We start from the raw sequence: 19189 nt of genomic DNA, 5'->3' as shown, positions 1-19189 counted from the left end.
TACGCAGCCGTAGCTGCGACTTTCGGGAGATCGTGCCCGAAGTCGGCCGTGGCGGCCAGCGCGCCGGCCGCCATGGCCGGGAGATTCTTGTCACGTGAAGGGTGGCTCAGCCGGTCGCCCTCCGCAGCACAAGGTACATCTCGCACCCCAAGCAGTACCCGAACGCAGCATTGAGAAAGGCCGCCGCGAGCGCACAGCCGGTGGCCGCGAGCCCCAGCCACTGCGGCCCTACGAAGTAACCGGCCAGTCCCACCACCGCGAAGAACAGCCCGACGCTCTGCGCGAAGCGCGGCGGCGCGGCGTCCTCGAACTCGGTCGGTGCGGACAGCCGCGGGCGCACCGCCACCCTGAACAGCCAGGCATAGGGCGAGTGCTGGACACCCGCCAGCGCCCCGAGGGCGAAGACCAGCGTCTGGAAGGCCAGCAGCGGACCGCTCCCGGTGATCAGCACGGCCGCCAGCACGACGGTCGTCAGCGTCGCCCCGAACCTCGGGCCCCGTACGTCAATGGTGTCGACAGGCATGTCCCCACTCTCCCGCAGACCGGGTCGCACAGGGCCCCGGGAATCTTTGCGGTCTCGTGAACGCTGCATCCCTCGATGACTGGACTCATGGTGTGCATCGCGGTGCTCGCGGCGGCGAGCGCTTTCGGAGTGTGGCACCGACGCCGTAAGGGGAGGCCGACGGTGCGCAAGCGGGACGACGGGGCGCGGCTGGGCGCCGCCGAGATCGGCGCGGAGCTGGGGGAGCGGGCCACCCTGCTGCAGTTCTCCAGCGCCTTCTGCCAGCCCTGCCGGGCCACCCGGCGCACCTTGGCCGAGGTCGTCGGCATGGTCGAGGGGGTGGCCCATGTCGAGATCGACGCGGAGGACCATCTGGACCTCGTACGCCACCTCAATGTGCTGCGCACGCCCACGGTGCTGGTGCTCGACGCGGACGGCGCGATCGTGCGCCGCGCCTCCGGACAGCCCCGGAAGGCCGATGTCATCGCTGCGCTGGGTGCGGCCGTCCGTGATTGATCTCCCAGATGGCGGGCGCCCCTTGACGCTGTGGGTCACGAATCGTCACTCTGACGTGATGCGGCCAGGAACCCTTCTGTACGGACGCGCCCACGTCGACCTTCTGCGGACTGCCAGCGCCCGCTGTCCGGGTGCGTGAGCAGCGACGACACCTTGCTGCCGGCTGCCGCACGGCCGTCGGCGGCTCCGCCCGGGCTCGTACACCACACCAGAAGGACAACTCCATGACGGCCTCGCCCGGCCTCGGCACGCCCCGCACCGCCTCCCCCGAGCTGCTGCGCTCGGTCTTCCGGCAGCACGCCGCCGGCGTTGCGGTGATCACCGCGCACGGCTCCCGCCCCGTCGGTTTCACCGCCACCTCCCTGACCTCCGTCGCCGCCGACCCGCCGCTGCTCTCGTTCGGCATCGGTACCGGCGCCTCCAGTTGGCCGGCCGTCTCGGAGGCCGAGCACATCGGCGTCCACATACTCGGCGAGCACCAGCAGGAGCTGGCCGCCACCTTCGCGCGCAGCGGCGCCGACCGCTTCGGCCCCGCCACGTCCTGGCGCACCGGCCCCGAGGGCGTGCCCCTCCTGGACGGCGTACTGGCCTGGCTGGTGTGCAAGGTCGTGGCGCGGGTGCCGGCCGGCGACCACCGCATCGTGCTCGCCCAGCCCGTCGTCGGCGACCCCGCGGGGCCCGGCCGTCCGCTGCTGTATCACCAAGGCCGCTTCAACGCGCTGCGGGACTGACGGGTTCCCGCTGCCGTTCGTCGTTTCCCGGTCGGGGCCGTTGGCAAGGTCACATTTCAGCGGCCTTGATTCGGGGCACGAGAGTCGATGTACTGGCGAGTAATATGGCGGTCGGCGTGGGGAACCGCATCCGACCGGGAGCCGCCCCGACAGGCGCCTATGCTGCCAGCACAAGGCAGTTCTGAAGAGACGAAGCAGGTAGGAGAGCCGGCGTGAGCCTGAGGATCGTTGTCTGTGTGAAGTACGTGCCCGACGCCACCGGCGACCGGCACTTCGCCGAGGACCTGACCGTCGACCGTGACGATGTGGACGGTCTGCTCTCGGAGCTCGACGAGTACGCCGTCGAGCAGGCCCTGCAGATCAAGGAAGCCGCCGACGACGCGGAGATCACGGTCCTCACCGTCGGCCCCGAGGACGCCAACGACGCGCTGCGCAAGGCGCTGTCGATGGGCGCCGACAAGGCCGTCCACGTCGAGGACGACGACCTGCACGGCACCGACGCGCTCGGCACCTCGCTCGTGCTCGCCAAGGCCATCGAGAAGACCGGCTACGACCTCGTCGTCTGCGGTATGGCCTCCACCGACGGCACGATGGGTGTGCTGCCCGCGCTGCTCGCCGAGCGGCTGAACATCCCTCAGGTCACCCAGCTGTCCGAGGTTTCGGTCGCCGACGGCAAGGTCACCGGCCGCCGGGACGGCGACACCGCCAGTGAGCAGCTGGAGGCCGCGCTGCCGGCCGTCGTGTCCGTCACCGACCAGTCGGGCGAGGCGCGTTACCCCTCCTTCAAGGGCATCATGGCCGCCAAGAAGAAGCCGGTGGAGTCCCTGGACCTGGAGGACCTGGAGATCGAGGCGGACGAGGTCGGCCTCGAGGGCGCCTGGACCAAGGTCGACGGCGCCGCCGAGCGTCCGGCCCGCACCGCGGGCACGATCGTCAAGGACGAGGGCGAGGGCGGCAAGCAGCTCGCCGAGTTCCTCGCGGGCCAGAAGTTCATCTGAGCCGCAGCCCTTTCCACCGCCCTCATTCTTCCCGCAGGAGAGCAATCCCATGGCTGAAGTCCTTGTCTACGTCGACCACGTGGACGGTGCCGTCCGCAAGCCCACCCTCGAACTGCTCACCCTCGCCCGCCGCATCGGCGAGCCGGTAGCCGTTCACCTCGGTGCGAACGCCGAGGACGCCGCGAAGATCCTCGGTGAGTACGGCGCCGTGAAGGTACTGGCCGCCGACGCGCCCGAGTTCGCCGAGTACCTGGTCGCCCCCAAGGTCGACGCGCTGCAGGCCGCCTACGACGCGGTCTCCCCGGCCGCCGTGCTGCTGCCGTCCTCCGCGGAGGGCAAGGAGATCGGCGCCCGTCTCGCGCTGCGCATCGGCTCCGGCATCATCACCGACGCCGTCGACGTCGAGGCCGGCGATGAGGGCCCGGTGGCCACCCAGTCCGTCTTCGCGGCCTCGTTCACCACCAAGTCCCGCATCACCAAGGGCACCCCGGTCATCACCGTCAAGCCCAACTCCGCCGCTCCGGAGGCCGCCCCGGCCGCCGGTGCCGTCGAGCAGCTCGCGGTGACCGTCGCCGACTCCTCCAAGGCCACCAAGATCGTCTCGCGCACCCCGCGCGAGTCGACCGGCCGCCCGGACCTGACCGAGGCCGCGATCGTGGTCTCCGGTGGCCGTGGCGTCAACGGTGCCGAGAACTTCCCGGTCATCGAGGCGCTCGCCGACTCGCTCGGTGCGGCCGTCGGCGCCTCGCGTGCCGCGGTGGACGCCGGCTGGTACCCGCACACCAACCAGGTCGGCCAGACCGGTAAGTCGGTCTCGCCGCAGCTGTACATCGCGGCGGGCATCTCCGGTGCGATCCAGCACCGCGCCGGTATGCAGACCTCGAAGACCATCGTCGCCATCAACAAGGACTCCGAGGCGCCGATCTTCGACCTGGTCGACTACGGCGTGGTCGGCGACCTCTTCGATGTCGTCCCCGCCCTCACCGACGAGGTCAAGACCCGCAAGGGCTGACCGCCGTCCCGCCGGAGCCCGGCTCCGGCCTTGCACGAGGCCCCGTACGCGCGGTGTGTACGGGGCCTCGTGCTGTGGCGGCAGGGCCGGCCGGGTGCCGCGCCGTCAGGCGCCCGTCGCCCCGTCGATCCCCTCGCGCAGCAGATCCGCGTGGCCGTTGTGCCGGGCGTACTCCTCGATCATGTGCACGTAGATCCAGCGCAGGCTCAGGGTGCGCCCCCGGCGCCCCACGAAGATCTCGTCCAGTCCGCGGTTCGCCACGGCCTTGTCACAGGACTCGATCTCGGCCCGGAACGCCGCGAAGTCCCGCTCGGCGGCGGCCGGGTCGGCGTCGTCGAAATCGGCGTCCGGGTTGTCCTCGGTGGAGTAGAGATCGCTGATCCGCTGGCCGAGGAAGCGCAGCCGGAACCAGGTGCGTTCGACGTCTGCCATGTGGCGCACCAGGCCGAGCAGCGTGAGGGTGGACGGTGCGGCGCTCGCCTCGACGAGCTGGGCGGGCGTCAGCCCCGTGCACTTGGCGAGCAGGGTGTCACGGTGGAAGTCGAGCCAGCCCTGCAGCATCTCCCGTTCGCCGGCCACGGTCGGGAGTTCTCTGCGTTCTATGGAAGGTGCGGTCCAAGTCATGAGGGTGAGTCTGACGGCGCCGCGGTGGACCCCGCCACGGGGTTTCCGAAGTCCGGCCGTACGCCCGTGACCTGCGCCGCCGCGGGTGAGGGTGTTGACCTCGGCAACCGACGCCGATAACTTCGCTATACGGATTGTTGATTCCGTTAAGCGGAAAGCGCTCGATCGGCGGGCGTGCGCACCGGGAGGGTATCGAATGGGGCAGCAGGAGACCGTGGCGACGAGCCTCGCGGACACCGTACGCGAGGGAATCGGAGCCGCTCTCGCCCAGGTCGACGCGGATCTGGCGCGGCGCTACCCGGGCGACCCCGGCACCCGCCAGCCGGTCCACACGGTCTACGTCCCCGGCGATGTCTTCGCCGCCGGCACCCTGCGCTCCTGGGGCGACCAGGCGCTCGCCGCCCTCGATGAGCATGCCCCCGACGCCGGGGCGCTCGCCGCCGTCCTCGGTATCCCCGACGCACTCGCCGTGGACGTCCACGACCGCGTCCGGGCCAAGCTGACCCGTGAGCCCGTCGAGGATCTGCGCATCGACTTCGAGGACGGCTACGGCCCCCGCCCGGATGCCGAGGAGGACGAGGCCGCGGCCCGTGCCGCCGCCCTGGTCGCCGCCGCGTACCGTGGGGGCACCTCCCGGCCGGAGGCTGGGGGAGGCACCGCGGCCCCGTACATGGGCATCCGGATGAAGTGCATGGAGGCCGCCGTCCGCGACCGCGGTATCCGCACCCTCGACATCTTCCTCACCGGCCTCATGGCGGCCGGCGGTCTGCCCGACGGACTGGTGCTGACGCTCCCGAAGGTGACCTACGCCGAGCAGGTCACCGCCATGGTCCGGCTGCTGGAGGCCTTCGAGAAGGCGCACGGCCTGGAGAGCGGCCGGATCGGTTTCGAGATCCAGATCGAGACCACCCAGTCGATCCTGGGCGCCGACGGCCGCGCCACCGTCGCCCGCATGATCGAGGCCGCCGAGGGCCGTGCCACGTCCCTGCACTACGGCACCTTCGACTACAGCGCCTCCTGTGGCGTCAGCGCCGCCCACCAGTCCCTCGACCACCCCGTGGCCGACCACGCCAAGGCCGTGATGCAGGTCGCCGCCGCGGGCACCGGCGTCCGTCTCTCCGACGGCTCGACGAATGTCCTGCCGGTCGGCGCGACGGACCGGGTGCACGCCGCCTGGCGGCTGCACCACGGCCTGGTCCGCCGCTCGCTGGCCCGCGCGTACTACCAGGGCTGGGACATGCACCCGGCCCATCTGCCCACCCGTTACGCGGCGGTCTACACCTTCTACCGCGAGGGCCTGGAGCAGGCCGCGGCCCGGCTCGCGGCGTACGTCGCCAAGGCCGGCGGCGACGTCATGGACGAGCCCGCCACCGCCAAGGCACTCAGCGGCTATCTGCTGCGCGGTCTGGACTGCGGCGCCGTGGACACCGCCGAGGTCGCCCGGCTGACCGGGCTGACCCGCGCCGACCTGGACGCACTCGCGGGCCGCCCGGCCTCCACGGGCTGAGGGCGCAGCGGCCCGTTCGGTACAACGTGCCGCGCAGCACGGGAAGTTGGCCGCCGTGACCGCTTACCGGTCAGGTAGGCCCCACGAAGCCCCCGCCGATCCGGCGGGGGCTTCGTACTTCAGTCCGTTGCCGGCCCGAGGTCGTCGATATGGGCACGCAGGACCGTGGCGCAGGTCTGTGCGTCCAGGACGTCGGGCCGCAGTACGGCGGTGAAGGCGAGACCGTCCAGGAGGGAGGTCAGCCGCTCGGTCTCGGTGTCGACGGTGAGCCCCGGCCGCAGCCCGCCCGCGGTGTCGAGGCGGGTGAGGATGCGGCGGACGAGGGTCCGGGTGCCGGTGGCGGTCTCCTGGGCGAGGTCGTCGATCGCGGGATGGGTCCGGGCGGCGGTGGAGAAGTCGACGAGGACGGTGACCTCGGCACGCCGGCTGTCGTCCAGGGGCAGCAGCTCGGAGAGCAGCTCGACCGCGCAGCGGCGGATCTGCGCCGCGGGAAGTCCGTCCAGATCGCCCAACTCGTCGACGCGGCGCTGGAGTCGGTCGCCGACCCGGTCGAGCATCGACCGCATCGCAAAGCGCATCAGCTCTTCCTGGCCGGCGAAGTAGTGCCGGACCGAACCGATGTTGAGCCGGGCCTCGTCGGCGACGGCGCGCAGGGAGGCGCGCTGGAGGCCGTCTCGTACGGCGACGCGGAAGAGGGCGTCGACGACGTCGCGGCGTCGGGCTTCTCGGTCCACCTGCTTGGGCATGGCCCCTTTGTATCACGGCTGTGATAAATTGTTTTGTATCACACCTGTGATACAACGATTGGAGGGGTGATCGTGGAGCATGTCCTGAACCTTCTTCTCATCCGGTTCGGCGTGATCGCGGGCGGCCTGGTGGTGCTGGCCCTGCTGGTCTTCGCCGTGGCGCTCGTCCTCAAGCGCCGGGGGAAGCTCGGTGCGGCCCGGCGGTATGCGGCACCCGCCGCTCATGCCGTGAGCCGCTATCTGGACGACCGGGGCGCCGCGCGGGGCCGTGGTGGGGCGTCCCGGGGACGCGGGTCGGTGGCTGGTGCGGTGGTGCGGGCCGCGGCCCGGCACCTGGACGACGACGGGCGCGGGCAACGGCAGCGCGAACGGGAGCCGGGACGGGGTGAGGCCCGATGACCGGCGGCGGTCCGACGGCCGGCAACGGCCCGGCGTATGAGGTCCTCGCCCGGGGCGGAGCCGGGGGCGACGGGAGCGACGGGTCGGAACTCGTCCAGCACCTGCTGGCCGACGCCGCGATCAAGGGTGTCATCGTGATCGTCGCGCTGATCGTGCTCGTGCTGGGGATGGTGCTCATCTGGAAGAAGGCCGGCCGCGCCCCGCATCGCGACGACCGGTGATCACCCCGCCCGGAACTCCCCGGAGCCGCGCCGGTCCGGGGGTCTCCGGCGCCTCCGGGGGGAGTTCAGCTCTCCGAAGGGCGGATCTCGCCCGAGCCACGGGCGATCAGACGGGTGGGGATCTCCCTGCGCTGCGGCGGGTCCTCGATGCCCTCCAGGCGACGGAAGAGCAGACCGGCGGCCGTCCGGCCCATCCGTGCCGGGTCCTGGGCGACGACCGTGATCGCCGGCCGGACGAGATCGGCCAGCTCGAAGTCGTCGAACCCCACCAGCGCGACCGGGCGCGGGCGTTCGCCGAGGATGCGTACGGCGGTGACGGTGACCCGGTTGTTGCCCGCGAAGAGCGCGGTGACCGGCGTGGGGGCGTCCAGCATGGTGGTGGCGGCGGCGCGTACGCACTCGGGCGCCGTGGAACCCAGTGACACCCAGGAGTCGTCGACGGGCAGGCCGGCGGCGGCCATGGCGGTGCGATAGCCGCGCAGCCGCTCGCGTGCGGTGTGGATCCGCGGCTGGTCACCGATGAAGCCGATCCGGCGGTGGCCGTGCGCGATGAGATGAGCCACCGCGTCCTGGGCGCCGCCGAAGTTGTCGGAGACCACGACATCCGCGTCGATCCGGCCGGGCGGGCGGTCCACGAACACGGTCGCTATCCCGGCCGTGATCTCCGGTTCCAGATAGCGGTGGTCGTCGGCGGCCGGGATGATGACCAGCCCGTCCACCCGCCGTGCGCACAGCGCCAGCACCAACTCCTGTTCGCGGGCCGGATCCTCGGCGCTGGAGCCGTTGATCAGCAGCGCGCCGTGGATGCGGGCGACTTCCTCGACGGCGCGGTTGAGCGGGCCGTAGAACGGATCGGCGAGATCCTCCAGCACCAGGCCGATGCTGGCCGTACGTCCCTTGCGCAGGATCCGGGCGGAGTCGTTACGGCGGAACCCCAGAGCGGTGATGGATTCCTGGACACGTCGTTCGGTGTCCGGGGTGACGCCCGGTTCGCCGTTGACCACCCGGGAGACCGTCTTGAGGCCGACCCCGGCGCGCGCCGCGACATCCTTCATCGTGGGCCGGGTGCCATAGCGGCGGGAGGTGCCCCGCGCGGTGTCGGTCACGGTGTGCGGTCCTGATTCTGTCGGCGTCAGGTGTGGCGTCGAGCATAGCCTCTAGACAACGTTGTCAATCGAGGGAAGACTGGCGTTCTCACGCCGGGCCGGTACGCTCGGCCCCCGGGCCCACCAGGAGATTCCACACCGATGCAGACGGACCTCAGCGCAGCGTTGGACATTGGCGGCACCAAGATCGCCGGCGCTCTGGTGGACGCCCACGGCAGACTGGTCGCACGGGCCGCCCGGCCCACCCCCGCCGACAAGGACGGGGCGACGGTGATGCGTGCGGTGGCCGAAGTGGTCGCCGAGCTGGCCGCGGAGCCCGGCTGGGCGCGGGTGGCGGCCGTCGGCATCGGCAGCGCGGGCCCGGTCGACGCCTCGTCCGGCACCGTCAGCCCGGTCAACATCCCCGGCTGGCGCGACTTCCCGCTCGTCGCCGGAGTGCGGGCGCTCGTCGGGGAGCGCCCGGTCGTGCTGGTCGGCGACGGTGTCGCGATGACCGCGGCCGAGCACTGGCAGGGGGCGGCGCGCGGCCACGCCAATGCGCTGTGCATGGTGGTCTCCACCGGCGTCGGCGGCGGACTCGTCCTCAACGGCCGGTTGCACCCGGGCCCCACGGGGAACGCCGGGCACATCGGTCACATCAGCGTCGATGTCGACGGTGACCCCTGCCCGTGCGGGGCCCGTGGCTGTGTCGAACGGATCGCCAGCGGCCCCAACATCGCCCGCCGGGCGCTCGCCAACGGCTGGCTGCCCGGTCCCGACGGTGACACCAGTGCGGCGGCCGTCGCCGCCGCCGCGCACGCCGGTGACCCCGTCGCCATCCGCTCCTTCGAGCGAGCCGCCCAGGCGCTGGCCGCCGGGATCGCCGCCACCGCCACGCTCGTGGAGATCGATATCGCGGTCATCGGCGGGGGAGTTGCGGGCGCGGGAGACGTCCTCTTCGCCCCGTTGCGTGCGGCCCTGCGGGACTATGCGACGCTGTCGTTCGTGTCGGGCCTGACGGTCGTACCGGCCCAAATGGGGACCGATGCGGGGGTGGTGGGCGCTGCTGCCGCCGCCGGGCAACGGTCCCGTCTCGATGCCTTCGTCCCTACGCCCTGACGCCACCACGAGCCCCCGTGCGCCCCTTAGTCTGTTGCCGACCGCGACGTGCGCCGTGGCGTACACGGCGGATGGCCACAGGCACGGGTATCGAGGGGATCGGCGACGGTGACACCGGGGGAGCGGGAGCAGGGCGGAGCGGACGAGGCACCTGGGGCGGGCGGGTCCGGCTCGACTGGTGCCACCCCGCGGAACGCCGGCGGCGATGCGGGGCACGGTGTGCCGGGTGCCGCCGCCGCGAGCGGGCCCCGGCGGGGCAACGACGCCGATCTGACCGGGCAGTTGCTGGGCGGCAGGTACCGGGTGACCGGCCGGATCGGGCGCGGCGGCATGGGTGTGGTCTGCCGCGCCGTCGACGAGGTGCTGGGGCGCGAGGTCGCCGTCAAGGTCCTGCGCGCCTACACCGATGCCTCCGCCCCGGAGCTGGCCGATCTGCGCACCCGTATGCAGCGCGAGGCGCGGGCCGCGGCCCGTATCCGGCACTCCGGTGTGGTCACCGTCCATGACGTCATCGACGAGGACGGGCGCCCCGTCATCGTCATGGAGCTGGTGGACGGACCCTCGCTGGACGACGCCGTCGACCAGCGGGGCCCCCTCGATCCGAGGGAGATCGCCCGGATCGGCGCCCGGGTGATGGATGCCCTGGACGCCGCCCACCAGGTGGGTGTGCTGCACCGCGATGTGAAGCCCGGGAATGTGCTGCTGGACGGCTGGGGGCACCGCCCAGGCCGTTCAGGCACTGGGGGAGGCCGGGTGGTGCTCACCGACTTCGGCATCGCCAGTATCGAGGCACCGGGCGACGGCGCGACCACCAACATCACCCGCAGCGGCGAACTGGTCGGCTCGCTCGACTACTTGCCGCCCGAGCGGGCGCAGGGCCTGGACCCCACCCCGGCCTCGGACATCTGGTCCCTCGGGATGACCCTGTATGCGGCCGTCGAGGGCGGCAGTGCCCCGTTCCGTCGTACGTCGGTGTGGTCGACACTCACCGCGATCGTCACCGAGGTGCTCCCCGAGCCCCGGCGGGCCGGGCCGCTCACCCCCGTGCTGCACGCCCTGATGGCCAAGAACCCGGCCGACCGGCCCTCCGCCGCCGAGGCCCGGAGCCTGCTGGAAGCGGTCGCGGAGGGCCGCGAACCCGCGCCGATGCCCACGCCCGGTGCGTCGTATCTGCCCACGGCGACGGATGTACGGGCGGTCGCCCCGCCGTCCGCGGCGCCGGAGACCGGCCCGGGGGCGGGCGACGGCGGGCAGGGTGAGCCGGGTGAGCCGGGCGCGGTGGCGTCCGGTCCCGGCGACGCGGTCAACCCGGGTGCGGCCCGTCCGGTCAACCCGGGTGCGGCCCGTCCGGTCAACCCGGCTGCGGCGCCGGCCAGTTGGCTTTCCGGTCCCGGGGCCCAGGGCTCGCCGGTGACCCAACCCACGCCGCTGTCACCACCGTCACCGTCACCGGCATCGACGCCGCCGCCCGCGCCCGCCGGGCATCCCGCGCCCCCGGCGTCGCAGCACCCTCAGGGCGGCGCCGGGAACCAAGGACCCGGGTTCACGTTCCCGACCCCGGGCCCCGTGTGCGATCCGCCCGGTGTGACGGCCGGTCCGCCCGTGGGCGGTACGGGCGCCCCTCCGTACCCGGGAAGCCCGGGGGAGCGGGACACCGAACGGCTGCCCGCCCGCGGGCGGCGTCGGGTGGTGCTGGCCGTGGCGGCGGCGCTCGCCGTGCTCGCGGCCGGCGGCGGTGTGACCTATGCGCTGGTGGGCGGGGGCCCGAGCGATACAACTGCGGGCGGTGGGCGGCAGTCGGCTCCGCCGGCCGGGGCAGCGGACGGGCCGGGCACACCGAGCGCGTCCGCCGGCAAGGACGGCGACAAGGCCGACGGAAAGGCCGACGGAAAGGCCGACGGAAAGGCCGACGCCAAGGACAAGGACAAGGGCCAGGACGGCGGGAAGAGCGCGGCGCCGTCCGCTTCGGACCGGCCCTCGGCCGGTGGTTCGCCCAAGGACCCCAAGCCCGGTGGTGCGGGCGGGAGTTCAGGTGGGACCGGTGGTGGTCAGGGCGGCACCGACGGCGGTGGCAGCGGTGCGGGCGGCGCCCAGGGCGGCGGGGGCGGTGCCGGCGGTGACCCGACCCAGGGGCCGTCGTGCGCGTCCATCGGCGGCGGTAAGGCCAACTGCGAGGTGTGGCGCAGCGCGAGCTCGTACACCCCGTCCTTCCAGCAGGTCGGCACCCTCAACTCGGGTACCAACTACTTCTACTGCCAGGCGAAGCTGGGTCACCGGGAGACGTACGGGAAGTGGACGAACGTCTGGTGGGCCAAGACCGATGACGACAGCGGCAACTCCGGTGTCTACATCAGCGTGGTCTACCTCAAGGGCGGGGCGAACGACCAGCCCGTCCCCGGGCTGCCCACCTGCTGACGCTCCTCCCGGGTGCTGGGTCCGGGCGGGCGGAGGGCCCGCCCGGTGTCATCAACTCTCTTTCGAGGAGCGGTGGTTGACGTTCAGCACTGGAACTTGGCGTCCGCCCAGTCGGCGTGATCGTAGTCGATACCGTCCCCGCCGTCGGTCACGACGAGCCGGACGGTCTGCGCTCCGGCGACCGGGGCGCTGACGGCCTCGGCGGCATCCGTCCCGGTCACCGAGGGGCTCACGGCGACCCGTTTGCCGTCGGCCCACACCTCGAAGTCCACCGACCCGCGGTCGCCGGACTCGTCGTCGATGCCGACCTGGGCCGTGAACACGGAGCACCGCCCGCCGGTATAGAAGCTCACCTCGCTGGGTGCATGCACCCCGAGGCCCTTCTCGAAGCCGGTGCCGCCGATGCCGATCGGCCTGCCGTCCCCGGCGTCGCTCTCCCCGACGCTGGTGTTCTTCTCGACCGGGCCCCAGCCGTTGGCGGCGGTGAGCCAGGGGAGTTCGGCGGCGTACGCGGTCCCGGACGGCGGTGGCACCACGACATGGGCGGTGCCGGGCAGCGTGGTGGTGATCCGCTCGCCGCGGGGTGAGCGGTAGTCGGCGGTGAGCGGCAGATCGTAGGCGCCGGGCTCGGTACCGGCCGGTGCGGTGATCTTCCAGCCGGTGGTGAGGGTCCGGCCGCCCGGGAGTGCGCGGGCCGTCGCCGGGGAGGTGGCGCTGGCCTGCCACCCGTGCGGGGCCTGCAGCGACACGGTGACGTTCTTGGCGGGGGTGCCGCCCAGGTTGCGGACGGTGGAGCGGAGGCCGGCGGGGGAGCCGGCCTCGACCAGCGGCGTACGGTCGGTGCCGGTCTCGACGGCCGGTGGGTAGGTGGCCCAGCGCTTGTCGGCGGAGACGCGGTAGACGGTGGTGCCGTGTGCCGGGACGGTCGCGGAGACGGTGCCCGTGGTGTGGGTGTCCTGGTGCCGCCACAGATCACGCAGCCGGTAGCCGTCGGCCTGCGGGAGGCCCAGGTCCTTGGCGGTGGTGGAGATCCGCTGCGGCTGTCCGGTCTCGTTGAACAGCGCCACCGCGCGGGCGCCGTCGGCCAGTTGTCTGACCAGCGTCCAGCGGCCGGACTCGGACTTCAGCACCGTGGCCTGCTTGCCCAGCGGGTCCTGGTCGACGGCGATGAGGTCCTTGTTGGCCAGGATCTCGAACGTCTCCGGGGTGGCCTTGCGCAGATCGGAGCCGATCAGCAGCGGGGCGGCCATCATCGACCACAGGGAGAAGTGGCTGCGGTACTCGGTGTCGGTCATGCCGCCGTTGCCGACCTCCAGCATGTCCGGGTCGTTCCAGTGCCCGGGTCCGGCGTGCGGGGCGAGCGGCAGATTCTGCTTGGCGATCCCGAGCATGCTCGACCAGGAGTCGCTGATGTCGCCGGTGGTGCGCCACAGATGCCCTACGTCCGACGCCCACTCCCAGGGCTTGTTCTCGCCCCATTCGCAGATGCTGTAGACGATGGGCCGCCCGGTGGCCTTGAGCGCGTCCCGCATCGTGCGGTACCGCTGCTTGGCGTCCACGCCGAGGTTATTGCAGTTGTCGTACTTGAGGTAGTCCACGCCCCAGTCGGCGAACTGCTGGGCGTCGGACTTCTCATGGCCCAGGCCGCCGGGGAATCCGGCCGGGTTGCAGGTCTTGATTCCGGCGCTCGTGTAGATGCCGAATTTCAGTCCCTTGGAGTGGACATAGTCGGCCACCGCCTTGATGCCGTGGGGGAAGCGCTGCGGATCCGGTACGAGCTTGCCGTTCCCGTCGCGGGCCGGCAGCGCCCAGCAGTCGTCGAGATTGACGTACTGATAGCCGGCGTCCTTGAGGCCCTTGGCGACGAAGAGATCGGCGATGCCCTTGACCATCTCCTCGTTGAACTCGGCCCGGCAGTTGGTGGAGTTCCAGTTGTTGAAGCCCATCGGGGGCGTCTTGGCGAGCCCGTCGGGGAGCCGGGGTGCGGGGGTGGTGCGGGCGGTGCCGGCGCCCGGGGCGTCGGGGGTACGGGCCGCGGCGGGCAGGGCGGTCACTCCTGCCGTACACAACAGGGCGGCGGAAAGCGCTCCGACGATTCTTCGGTGGCCTCGCCGGTGGATGGTGCGGATATGAACGCGCATGATTCGCGTCCTCCGTCTTCGCGAGAGGTGTGGTGGGGGCGTGTACCGGTCGCGTGCGAGTGTTTACGGTAGGGCTTGTTGGAGTCTGTTGGAAGAGGAGCGGTAACGGTTCCTGTTTTGCCTGCCAAAACCCTTGACTCGACCTGCCGTTCGGAGTGAGATCCCACCACTCGCGTTCGGTTCTGTTTGGTTCCACCCCTGAGGAGGGGGACATGGTCCAGTCATCGTTCGGCGGCTCGGATACGTACGGGGAAGCGGCAGGACGTCGGATGTCCCGCCGGACGCTGCTGAGGAGCGCGGCGCTCGGCGCGGGGGCCGTGGCCCTCCCGTCCCTGCTCGCCGCCTGCAGCGGCGGTCCGAAGGGCATCACGATGGGTTCGAATGCCTCGGACACCGTTCCGAAGAAGGCCTTCGCCGAGGCCTTCAAGGCCTATGAGAAGAAGTCGAAGAAGACGGTGACGGTCAACACCGTCAATCACGAGAACTTCCAGGAGAACATCAACCGCTATCTCCAGGGCTCTCCGGACGATGTCTTCATGTGGTTCGCCGGCAACCGTATGCAGTACTTCGCGCAGAAGGGCCTGCTCTCCGACATCAGCGATCTGTGGCGGGGCTTCGACGGGTTCTCCGAGGCGCTGAAGAAGCAGTCGACGGGTCTGGACGGCAAGCAGTACCTGGTGCCGTACTACTACTATCCGTGGGCCGTCTTCCACCGGAAGAGCGTGTTCCAGGAGAAGGGGTACGACATCCCCAAGACCTTCGACCAGTACCGCGCGCTCGCCCGGCAGATGCAGAAGGACGGCCTGGTGCCGTTCGCCTTCGGCGACAAGGACGGCTGGCCGGCGATGGGCACCTTCGACTACCTCAATATGCGCGCCAATGGCTACGACTTCCACATCGCGCTGATGAGCGGCCAGAAGGCCTGGAACAGTCCGCAGGTCAAGCATGTTTTCGACCTCTGGCGCGGACTGATGCCCTATCACCAAAAAGGCGCCAACGGCCGCACCTGGCAGGAGGCCGCACAGACCCTCGCACAGAAGAAGGCCGGAATGACCGTGCTCGGACTTCCGCACCCCGGCCAGCAGTTCAGCGCCGCCGACCGTGCGGACCTGGACTTCTTCCCCTTCCCGGAAATCGACCCGGCCCACGGCCAGGACGCGGTCGAGGCGCCGATCGACGGATTTCTGATGTCGAAGAAGGCCAAGGACAAGGACGGTGCGAAGGATCTGCTGAAGTTCCTCGCCACGCCCAAGGCGGAGGACATCTATCTGAAGTCCGACCCCAACAACGTCGCGGTCAACAGCGGCGCGGACACCGCCGCCTACACCCCGCTGCAGAAGAAGGCCGTCCAGCTCGTCTCGGGCGCCAAGCAGATATCGCAGTTCATGGACCGCGACACCCGGCCCGATTTCGCCTCGACCGTGATGATCCAGGCGATCCAGCAGTTCCTGAGCAAACCGGATGACATCGACGGCCTGGTCAATGACATCGAACGCCAGAAGAAGCAGATCTTTTCCGCCAAGTGAGCGCCGTCAGAAGTCCGCTGTGAAAGACGGGGAGCGAACCGCCGTGCCGAACACCCGCGCACGGCGCGCCGGACGACCGGGTCCGCGGCGCCACACCCGCCGTGACCTCGTCGTCCTCGGCGTGCTGCTGGGCATACCCATCCTGCTCGACCTCGCCCTGATCTGGGGTCCGACGCTGGCCTCCGTGGGGCTGTCCTTCACCACCTGGGACGGCATCGGCGATATCCGGTGGGCCGGCCTCAAGAATTACGACAACCTCTTCACCGACTACCCGCAGTTCTGGCCGGCGGTCCGCCACAACCTGTTGTGGCTGGTCTTCCTCGGGCTGGTCGCCGCCCCCTTCGGCCTGCTGCTCGCCGTCCTCATCGACCGCGGTGTCCGCTTCAGCCGCTTCTACCAGTCGACGCTCTATATGCCGGTGGTGCTCTCGCTCGCCGTCGTCGGCTTTATCGCCCAACTGGTCCTCTCCCGGGACCAGGGCGCACTGAACGCCGTCATCGGCGGCAGGAATCCCACCGACTGGCTGGGAAATCCCGGACTCAATATCTGGATGGTGCTGCTGGCCGCCTGCTGGCGGCACACCGGCTATGTCATGATCCTCTATCTCGCCGGACTGAAATCCGTCGACCCCGGTCTCAAAGAGGCCGCCGCCCTCGACGGCGCCAGCGAACGGCAAACCTTCTTCCGGGTCGTGCTGCCCACCCTGCGCCCGGTGAATGTCATCGTCGGCGTCATCACCGTCATCGAATCGCTGCGCGCCTTCGACATCGTCTACGCCATCAACAAGGGCCGCAACGGCCTGGAGCTGCTGTCCGTGCTGGTCACCGACAACATCATCGGTGAGGCGAGCCGGATCGGATTCGGCTCGGCCATCGCCGTCGTCCTGCTGCTGGTCTCGCTGGGATTCATCGTGACCTACCTCGTCCAGGAACTCCGAGGGGAGCAGCAGCGATGACCGCACCCGCCGCCACCGCGCGGCCCGCCCCGCGCCAGGCACCCGCGCCGAGGGGCCCGGCCCGCCGCCGCGGCCGGTTCGGCGTCCACCTCTTCCTTTCCGCCGTCTCGCTCGCCTTCCTCGCCCCGCTGCTGCTGGCCGTCTACGCCTCACTGCGCCCTTACGAAGAGACCGCGAAATACGGCTACTTCTCCCTTCCGCGCCATCTCTCCTTCGACTACTACCAACAGGCCTTCGCCGACTCCGGGATGAGCAAGTACTTTCTCAACTCGCTCATCATCGCCGTCCCCGGTGTGCTGCTCACCCTTTTTCTGGCCTCGTTCGTGGCCTTCGCCGTTTCCCGGCTGCGGATCCGCGGCGGCATCGTCCTGTTGATGTTCTTCACCGCCGGAAACCTGCTGCCCCAGCAGGTGATCGTCACCCCGCTCTATGTGCTGTTCAACAAGATTCCACTGCCGTACTGGATGTCCGACTCCCTGACGATGTACGACTCCCTCTGGGCCGTCATCGCCGTGCAGACCGCATTCCAACTCGGCTTCTGTGTCTTCGTTCTGGCCAACTTCATGCGCACCCTGCCGCGGGAAATCCTGGAGGCCGCGATCGTCGACGGAGCGGGCGTCTGGGCGCAGTACTGGCGGGTCACCCTTCCCCTGTGCCGACCCGCGCTCGCGGCCCTGGGCACCCTGCAATTCACCTGGATGTACAACGACTTCCTCTGGGGCCTGGTCTTCCTCTCCGACGGCGACAAACTCCCCGTCACCTCGGCCCTGAACAATCTGCGCGGCCAATTCTTCACGGACTACAACCTGCTCGCCGCGGGCTCCGTCCTCGTCGCGCTGCCCACGATTGTGGTCTTCCTGCTCCTCCAGCGGCATTTCATCGCCGGACTGACCCTCGGCGCGAGCAAGGGGTAGCGGACCGGGCCGCGCGGAACATGCCGGCGGCCGCATGATGGGCCGCCGTCATATGCGGCGTCTCCCGGGCCGGCGGCGGCCCGGGAACTCGGTATGCGGGTGAGGGTTTCGGTACTGGAGGGGCGGGGGAGCGCTTGTTTGCCGGGGGCTTCGCGGCGGCGGATGCGGTGACCGACATCCTCCGCGCGAGGCAATTCGCGACCGGCGTGTCCCCGGGTGTGTGAAACCTCCCTGGCCGCGCCGATGGTCGAATGAGCAACGTTCCCGGTCGTGCGCGCGGCCCGTGGCCCCGAGCGTTTCGGTGGCAGGGTGTGGCGGGCAACTCACCTGGGTCTAGGGAAGAGGGGAAACCGTGATCGTCTGGCTGAACGGCACGTTCGGTGCGGGCAAGACCACTACGGCTCATGAATTGCTCGACCTGCTTCCCGGAAGCACGCTCTACGACCCCGAACTCCTCGGCAGCGGACTGCGGTTGATGCTGCCGGCCAAGCGGTTCGAGGAGATCGACGACTATCAGGACCTGCCGGCCTGGCGGCGGATGGTCGTCGACACCGCCGCGGCACTGCTGACCGAAGTCCCGGGTCCGCTGGTGACACCGATGGCGCTGCTGCGCCAGGAGTACCGCGACGAGATCTTCGGCTCCCTCGCCGCCCGCCGGATACCCGTACGGCACGTCCTGCTGCACGCAGACGAAACGATCCTGCGGGCACGCATAGCCCACCGCGAAGAGACCTCCGCAGACGACGGGGCCACCGCGTCCGTGCGCCGGTGGAGCCTGGAACACCTGGGGCCGTACGCCGAAGCGCTGCCGTGGCTCAAGGGCGATGCGCACGTCGTGGACACCACCCGGCTCACGCCCCGGCAGAGCGCCGAGCGGGTCGCCGAGGCCCTCCGCACCGGCGCCGGCGCCTGCGACATCGTGCAGACACCCGAACCGACCGCCGAGACGCTCGCCGCCGGCGTACTGCTCTTCGACGACCAGGACCGGGTGCTGCTCGTCGACCCGACCTACAAGGCCGGCTGGGAATTCCCCGGCGGCATCGTGGAACGCGGCGAGGCGCCCGTCCATGCCGGCATACGGGAGGTCGCCGAGGAGCTGGGCATCGAACTGCCCCGTGCGCCCCGGCTCCTGGTGCTGGACTGGGAGGCACCCAAACCGCCCGGCTTCGGCGGTCTGCGGCTGCTCTACGACGGCGGCACCCTGACCGACGACCGGATCAGCAAACTGCTGCTGCCCGGCGCCGAACTGCGCGACTGGCGCTTCGCCACCGAGGCCGAGGCCGAGAAGATGCTGCCCCCGGTGCGCTTCAACCGCCTGCGTTGGGCGCTGCGCGCCCGTGAACGGGGCTGTCCGCTGCACCTGGAGGCGGGGGTTCCCGTGGGGTGAGGCCCACCTCTCCGCTGCGCTTTGCGGCCCGGCCCACGTTGTCGGCTGTCCCGCCGTGGTTCGTCTCGCCGTTGCGCCTGGCGGCGGGCCGGTCCGCTGCGCGGGGCTGTCGGGGTGCGGTGACGGTCCTCCGGGGCAGGGGTGTGGGACTGTTGCGCTTTACGTCCCACACCCCTGCCCCTCCGGCCCGTCCCCTCCCGTTGAGGGAGGGAAGAAACATCGGTGGGGGTGCCGGCAGGTGGTCCGGTGCGCCTTTGTGTCTCACACGCAACCCAGCGGCGAACGCCCGCCCCCACCCACGTTTCACCCACCCACTCACGGGAGGGGACGGGCCGGAGGGGGCCGGGGTGTGGGGCGAAAACGCCCCAGTCCACACAACCCCCCCCCGCGG

At 70.8% G+C, this 19189-nt stretch carries 18 protein-coding genes; 13 read left to right on the top strand and 5 right to left on the bottom strand.

Annotated elements, in window-relative coordinates; translation table 11 throughout:
- Positions 1–106: 106 nt before the first annotated feature.
- A complete protein-coding gene (locus tag ACGFWI_RS12785; protein WP_393905984.1) occupies positions 107–523 on the bottom strand; it encodes a DUF4395 domain-containing protein in 417 nt (138 codons plus the stop codon).
- Between the two features lie 75 nt (positions 524–598).
- Between ACGFWI_RS12785 and ACGFWI_RS12780 the strand changes: the two genes are divergently transcribed.
- The 4 genes from ACGFWI_RS12780 (at position 599) to ACGFWI_RS12765 (ending at position 3759) form a co-directional block, all read left to right on the top strand.
- Positions 599–1018: a TlpA family protein disulfide reductase gene (locus ACGFWI_RS12780; RefSeq protein WP_393905983.1), complete on the top strand. Its 420-nt coding sequence runs from the start codon at positions 599–601 to the stop codon at positions 1016–1018.
- Between the two features lie 224 nt (positions 1019–1242).
- On the top strand, positions 1243–1749 hold the full coding sequence (locus tag ACGFWI_RS12775) for a flavin reductase family protein (RefSeq protein ID WP_393905982.1): 507 nt from the start codon (positions 1243–1245) through the stop codon (positions 1747–1749).
- 212 nt (positions 1750–1961) lie between these two features.
- Positions 1962–2747 carry an electron transfer flavoprotein subunit beta/FixA family protein gene (locus tag ACGFWI_RS12770; RefSeq protein ID WP_393905981.1) on the top strand — a complete coding sequence of 262 codons (786 nt, stop codon included), beginning with the start codon at positions 1962–1964 and terminating at the stop codon, positions 2745–2747.
- 49 nt (positions 2748–2796) lie between these two features.
- Positions 2797–3759 carry an electron transfer flavoprotein subunit alpha/FixB family protein gene (locus tag ACGFWI_RS12765; protein ID WP_393905980.1) on the top strand — a complete coding sequence of 321 codons (963 nt, stop codon included), beginning with the start codon at positions 2797–2799 and terminating at the stop codon, positions 3757–3759.
- Between the two features lie 105 nt (positions 3760–3864).
- Here the strand turns inward: ACGFWI_RS12765 and ACGFWI_RS12760 are convergent, their stop codons facing one another.
- The gene (locus tag ACGFWI_RS12760) at positions 3865–4383 is read right to left on the bottom strand and encodes a DinB family protein (RefSeq protein ID WP_393905979.1); all 519 of its coding nucleotides are present in this window, start codon (positions 4381–4383) and stop codon (positions 3865–3867) included.
- Positions 4384–4579: 196 nt separating this feature from the next.
- Between ACGFWI_RS12760 and ACGFWI_RS12755 the strand changes: the two genes are divergently transcribed.
- The gene (locus ACGFWI_RS12755) at positions 4580–5890 is read left to right on the top strand and encodes a DUF6986 family protein (RefSeq protein WP_393905978.1); all 1311 of its coding nucleotides are present in this window, start codon (positions 4580–4582) and stop codon (positions 5888–5890) included.
- 119 nt (positions 5891–6009) lie between these two features.
- On the opposite strand, the gene ACGFWI_RS12750 is transcribed toward ACGFWI_RS12755, so the two are convergent.
- Positions 6010–6636, bottom strand: coding sequence for a TetR/AcrR family transcriptional regulator (locus tag ACGFWI_RS12750; RefSeq protein WP_393905977.1), 627 nt, complete (start codon positions 6634–6636; stop codon positions 6010–6012).
- A gap of 72 nt (positions 6637–6708) precedes the next feature.
- On the opposite strand from ACGFWI_RS12750, the gene ACGFWI_RS12745 reads away from it, so the two are divergent.
- Together ACGFWI_RS12745 and ACGFWI_RS12740 are read left to right on the top strand one after the other, a co-directional pair.
- Entirely contained in the window at positions 6709–7035 is a 327-nt protein-coding gene (locus tag ACGFWI_RS12745) for a hypothetical protein (protein ID WP_393905976.1), read from the top strand.
- Complete coding sequence (locus tag ACGFWI_RS12740) at positions 7032–7256, top strand: hypothetical protein (RefSeq protein ID WP_393905975.1); 225 nt, start codon at positions 7032–7034, stop codon at positions 7254–7256. Before ACGFWI_RS12745 ends, ACGFWI_RS12740 begins: the two co-directional genes overlap by 4 nt.
- Positions 7257–7321: 65 nt before the next feature.
- Here the strand turns inward: ACGFWI_RS12740 and ACGFWI_RS12735 are convergent, their stop codons facing one another.
- Positions 7322–8362 (bottom strand): LacI family DNA-binding transcriptional regulator, encoded by a 1041-nt coding sequence (locus tag ACGFWI_RS12735; RefSeq protein WP_393905974.1) that lies wholly within the window; start codon positions 8360–8362, stop codon positions 7322–7324.
- Between the two features lie 141 nt (positions 8363–8503).
- Between ACGFWI_RS12735 and ACGFWI_RS12730 the strand changes: the two genes are divergently transcribed.
- Both ACGFWI_RS12730 and ACGFWI_RS12725 read left to right on the top strand, forming a co-directional pair.
- On the top strand, positions 8504–9460 hold the full coding sequence (locus ACGFWI_RS12730; RefSeq protein WP_393905973.1) for an ROK family protein: 957 nt from the start codon (positions 8504–8506) through the stop codon (positions 9458–9460).
- A gap of 108 nt (positions 9461–9568) precedes the next feature.
- Positions 9569–11875: a protein kinase gene (locus ACGFWI_RS12725; RefSeq protein ID WP_393905972.1), complete on the top strand. Its 2307-nt coding sequence runs from the start codon at positions 9569–9571 to the stop codon at positions 11873–11875.
- An 83-nt stretch (positions 11876–11958) separates the two neighbouring features.
- On the opposite strand, the gene ACGFWI_RS12720 is transcribed toward ACGFWI_RS12725, so the two are convergent.
- Positions 11959–14016 (bottom strand): NPCBM/NEW2 domain-containing protein, encoded by a 2058-nt coding sequence (locus ACGFWI_RS12720; protein ID WP_393905971.1) that lies wholly within the window; start codon positions 14014–14016, stop codon positions 11959–11961.
- 269 nt (positions 14017–14285) lie between these two features.
- Here ACGFWI_RS12720 and ACGFWI_RS12715 point away from each other — a divergent pair, with 269 nt between their 5' ends.
- The 4 genes from ACGFWI_RS12715 (at position 14286) to ACGFWI_RS12700 (ending at position 18798) form a co-directional block, all read left to right on the top strand.
- Entirely contained in the window at positions 14286–15542 is a 1257-nt protein-coding gene (locus ACGFWI_RS12715; protein ID WP_393906162.1) for an ABC transporter substrate-binding protein, read from the top strand.
- 43 nt (positions 15543–15585) lie between these two features.
- Positions 15586–16497 (top strand): carbohydrate ABC transporter permease, encoded by a 912-nt coding sequence (locus tag ACGFWI_RS12710; protein WP_393905970.1) that lies wholly within the window; start codon positions 15586–15588, stop codon positions 16495–16497.
- A complete protein-coding gene (locus tag ACGFWI_RS12705; protein WP_393905969.1) occupies positions 16494–17411 on the top strand; it encodes a carbohydrate ABC transporter permease in 918 nt (305 codons plus the stop codon). The genes ACGFWI_RS12710 and ACGFWI_RS12705 overlap by 4 nt, the downstream gene beginning before the upstream one ends.
- Before the next feature lie 352 nt (positions 17412–17763).
- Positions 17764–18798, top strand: a complete 1035-nt coding sequence (locus tag ACGFWI_RS12700; RefSeq protein ID WP_393905968.1) for an NUDIX domain-containing protein — start codon at positions 17764–17766, stop codon at positions 18796–18798.
- The last annotated feature ends 391 nt before the right edge of the window (positions 18799–19189 follow it).

This window comes from Streptomyces sp. NPDC048434, from assembly GCF_043200375.1.
GTDB lineage: Bacteria > Actinomycetota > Actinomycetes > Streptomycetales > Streptomycetaceae > Streptomyces.
The sequence above is the reverse complement of the archived record's forward strand: the minus strand, read 5'-3'. Positions and strand labels throughout refer to the sequence as shown.